Source organism: Nautilia sp. (assembly GCF_053994455.1).
Genome location: NZ_JBMYAU010000112.1, coordinates 1 through 3,673 on the forward strand (window position 1 = coordinate 1; position 3,673 = coordinate 3,673).

At 33.9% G+C, this 3,673-nt stretch carries 5 protein-coding genes; all 5 read left to right on the top strand.

Going from position 1 to position 3,673, the window contains the following annotated elements; all coding sequences use genetic code 11:
* Positions 1-150 precede the first annotated feature (150 nt).
* Genes ACXJIE_RS08065 through terL form a run of 5 tightly spaced genes read left to right on the top strand, consistent with a single transcriptional unit; the run spans position 151 to position 3,597 of the window.
* Positions 151-1,047 carry a Mu-like prophage major head subunit gpT family protein gene (locus ACXJIE_RS08065; protein WP_456480458.1) on the top strand — a complete coding sequence of 299 codons (897 nt, stop codon included), beginning with the start codon at positions 151-153 and terminating at the stop codon, positions 1,045-1,047.
* Positions 1,044-1,352, top strand: a complete 309-nt coding sequence (locus tag ACXJIE_RS08070; RefSeq protein ID WP_456480459.1) for a hypothetical protein — start codon at positions 1,044-1,046, stop codon at positions 1,350-1,352. The genes ACXJIE_RS08065 and ACXJIE_RS08070 overlap by 4 nt, the downstream gene beginning before the upstream one ends.
* The gene (locus ACXJIE_RS08075) at positions 1,343-1,702 is read left to right on the top strand and encodes a hypothetical protein (protein WP_456480460.1); all 360 of its coding nucleotides are present in this window, start codon (positions 1,343-1,345) and stop codon (positions 1,700-1,702) included. The genes ACXJIE_RS08070 and ACXJIE_RS08075 overlap by 10 nt, the downstream gene beginning before the upstream one ends.
* Positions 1,689-2,144, top strand: a complete 456-nt coding sequence (locus ACXJIE_RS08080; RefSeq protein ID WP_456480461.1) for a DUF1804 family protein — start codon at positions 1,689-1,691, stop codon at positions 2,142-2,144. Before ACXJIE_RS08075 ends, ACXJIE_RS08080 begins: the two co-directional genes overlap by 14 nt.
* Complete coding sequence (gene terL, locus ACXJIE_RS08085; protein WP_456480462.1) at positions 2,137-3,597, top strand: phage terminase large subunit; 1,461 nt, start codon at positions 2,137-2,139, stop codon at positions 3,595-3,597. The genes ACXJIE_RS08080 and terL overlap by 8 nt, the downstream gene beginning before the upstream one ends.
* Positions 3,598-3,673: the final 76 nt, after the last annotated feature.

The window sequence follows — 3,673 nt, forward strand, 5'->3', positions numbered from 1 at the left end:
AAGCTATGCCGCTTGACGCACTTGTTAGCTATCTTGAGGCAAGACCAAAACTTGGCATGACCAAAGAAAATAACTTTCAAGACGGACAAAACGGCAAAAAAGAAGACAATGAAGCTAAATTATTAAAAGAACTTGGATGGGAGGACTGATATGGGAGTAATTAACGGAGAAGTATTAAAAGCGGTAAGTAAAAAGTTCAGTGCCGAATTTACAAAATTTTTCAATGAAACCGAAAGTTTTTATACTCAGCTTGCAATGGTTGTAAATGCAAAAGCGCCGACAGTTGATTATACATGGCTTGGACAATTTCCAAAGGTAAGAGAATGGATTGGTGACAGGGTTGTAAAAGATTTACAGGCTTATAAATATTCTATCGTCAAAAAAAGATGGGAAGCAACTATCTCAATGGATAGGGATTACATCTTATACGATTCAATCGGGGCAATGAAACCGCAAATTCAACAATTAGCTCAGTCGGCAAAAGAACATTACGATGAGCTTATCGTTGATTTAATTGAGAAAAACGACATCTGCTATGATGGTGTAAAGTTCTTCTCAGACCAGCATAAGGTAACAATTGACGGAACTGATGTTACATATTCAAACATTTCAACGGATGAACTGACACAGGAGAACTTCCTAAAATCCAGAAAAGGGATGCGAAGCATTAAAGGAGAAAGTGGTAAAACATTAAAAATCAGACCGAATCTTCTTGTAGTTGCTACAAACCTTGAAGACAAAGCGATTGAAATCGTAAAAGCAGACCAAATCAACGGAAGCACAAACATTACAAAAGGAATGGCAGACATTCTTGTAATTGATGATTTACCGGATAACAGCTGGATGCTTGTTGATAGCAGAAAAGTGCTAAAACCGTTTATTCTTCAAATTAATAAAAAACCACAGCTTGTAGCACTTGATAAACCGACAGACTATGAAGCCTTTATGAAAGCTAAATACTTATACGGAGTAGATGCGGAACATAACGCAGGTTACGGACTCTGGCAGCTTGTAAGATTTTCTGATGGAAGCGGAAGTAGCGAATGATAGAAGTAGCTGACGTTAAGGAGGTTCTTGCCTCCATTCTTTCAAATCCTGATTATGTAAGCGATGAAGTAATTCAAAAGGCAATTGAAGATACAAAAGAAATTGTTAAAGATAGAATGCTTGAGACGCCTTTTGTATTGGATATAGCAATTTACAGGGTATTTATGAGAGTGAATCTTGAAGTGCCTGAGAATGTTGAAAAAGCATATAAAGAGGCAATAAAAAGATTAAAAGATGTGCCTATAAATTCGAATGATGGAAGTTTTAGCGTAATAGTTTCAAAAAGGAATGGCATATGGATATAAATAAAAAAATTGAAGAGCTAAAAGAAATTCATCCTTTTATTTTGCTAACTCGTGAACCAAATACTCCGGGAGAATATATTTTTTTCTCTCATATAAAGCCTAATCGTTTTGAGTTTGTTGATTATGTGTTTGATATATACATCATCAAAAATCAACTGACTCAAGACGATTTAACGGCTCTTCAAAGCTTACTTAACAAACTTTTAAAAATCCAGTATGACTATTTTGAAGTGCTGGATATGAAGCCTTTGAAGCTTGGAGAATTTTTTGTCACTTACAAAATAACTATAAAAGTAAACGAGCAGTTTGATATTGAATATGCAAAAGGTTTATTAAATGAATATCCATAAAAAAGCGTATGAGCTATATAAACAAAACATCCCACTAAAAGAGATAGCAACTATTTTGGGGGTAAGTCGCCAAACGGTAAGTAATTGGAAGAAAAAAGAAAAATGGGATGAATTACTGCTTTCAGAGCAGTCAATTGACGCCGAAGCAAAAGAAAAAGAGTTTTTATTAGAACTCATTAAAGAGTGGGACTCTGCATTAATAGAGCTAAAAGAATCTGACCTTGCGAATAAATTAACTTTGCTTGAAAAATATACAAAAAGCTATTACAAACTAAAAAACATCAACAAAAATTCCCCTTACACTCAAAAAATCCAAAAAGAAAAAATAGTTTTTAGCACCATCCAAAAACTTGCGGAAATCGCAATAAAAGAGAAAAACGAAAAAGTTGCCGAATTTTTCAAAAAGCACGCAGACAAAATAGCAGAGGAAATAGATGTTTGAGAATATTGAAGAGTTAAAGTTATACCTTAAAAGTCTTCCGGATGAGATAAGTAATATCGACACAAAAAGAGCAAAAAGAGATTTTTTCTATTTTGTAAAAAGCTATCTTCCACATCACATTGAATTTGCAAAAACCGAAAAATCAAAATTTAGAAACTTTATATATAAAAACATAGATTCTCTTACCAAAAAGCACAAGTTTTTAATGTTTTCAGCATATAGAGGTGCGGCAAAAACTACGCTTATTGCCACATTTTATCCTCTATGGGAAGCAATAAGAAAAAAAAGAAGATTCATTTTAATAATAGGAGCTACCCAGCCTCTTGCAAACGCAACATTTGAGCTTTTAAAAACCGAACTTATCGAAAACAAAAAATTAAGAAGGGATTTTAATATAGAAATCATCCAGGAAAAGACGGAAAGTATCGTAATAAAAGTTGATGATTTTAATCTAAAAATAGCGGCGTTTGGTGCGGGTGCCAAAATCAGGGGTATTAAATACCTCTCTTTCCGTCCGGATTTAATTATAGTAGATGACCTGGAAGAAGACGAACTTGTCCAAAACAAATCATACAGAGATAAACAAGAGAAGTGGTTTAAAAAAGCGATAAAAAAACTTCCAAGCAGAAAATGCAAACACTGCAACATCATAATGATAGGAACTATCTTACATCACGATAGCGTATTTGTCCGCCTCAGGGAAATAGCTGACTTTTATCAAAATTTTCCTTTGGTTTTGGATTTTAAAACTTGGAAACTTGACGACCCGGATATTGACGTGGAAGAACTTAAAAAAGAATATAAAGAAGACAAAGAAAGTTTTCTACAAGAGTATCAGAATATCCCTCTTAGCAAAGATTCACTTATCTTTAATCACTATAAAACGTTTTCAATAATGCCAAAGTGCGATTTTTACTCAATCGGCATAGACCCGGCAATGGGCAAAAAGAAAGGTGACTATTTTGCAATAGCAATTCTTGGATACAAAGCGGATGAAAAAAGATTTTATCTTACGGCTGGGGGCTACAAGAAAAACCCAACCGATATGATAGATAAAATCGTAAAGACCTACATAAGATATTCAAAAGTAGCAAGAACCATCCTTGCAATAGAAACGGTTGCTTATCAGGAGTTTTTCAAAGATGTCTTAAAAAAAGTGGCAAGAGAATCCGGAATTAGTATTCCGGTAAAGGAATTTAAAAACAATGTCCCAAAAGAACTTAGAATCAACTCCCTTGCACCTTTAATAAAAGATGAAACGATTTTAATTGATGAAAAAGCCGAGCTTCTAAGGGATGAACTTGATACATATCCAAAATCAGCTCACGATGACTTATTAGATGCTTCTGAGATGGCAAAAAGAGCATTTGAAAGCGGCGGAGGTGTTGATTATAGATTAGTTAGAAAGCATCTTAAAAATTTCTCTTTTAAAGGGCTTAAATATGGCTTTTGAATGTTTTGGAGTATCTTTATACCTTTTAAATTATTTAAACGAATAGAAGCGAATTTAAACGCAATTTAAACGCATA

Excerpts from the sequence above, each read along its gene's own strand:
- terL (WP_456480462.1), top strand. The coding sequence starts at position 2,137 with ATGTTTGAGAATATTGAAGAGTTAAAGTTATACCTTAAAAGTCTTCCG.
- ACXJIE_RS08080 (WP_456480461.1), top strand. The coding sequence starts at position 1,689 with ATGAATATCCATAAAAAAGCGTATGAGCTATATAAACAAAACATCCCA.
- ACXJIE_RS08065 (WP_456480458.1), top strand. The coding sequence starts at position 151 with ATGGGAGTAATTAACGGAGAAGTATTAAAAGCGGTAAGTAAAAAGTTC.
- ACXJIE_RS08070 (WP_456480459.1), top strand. The coding sequence starts at position 1,044 with ATGATAGAAGTAGCTGACGTTAAGGAGGTTCTTGCCTCCATTCTTTCA.
- ACXJIE_RS08075 (WP_456480460.1), top strand. The coding sequence starts at position 1,343 with ATGGATATAAATAAAAAAATTGAAGAGCTAAAAGAAATTCATCCTTTT.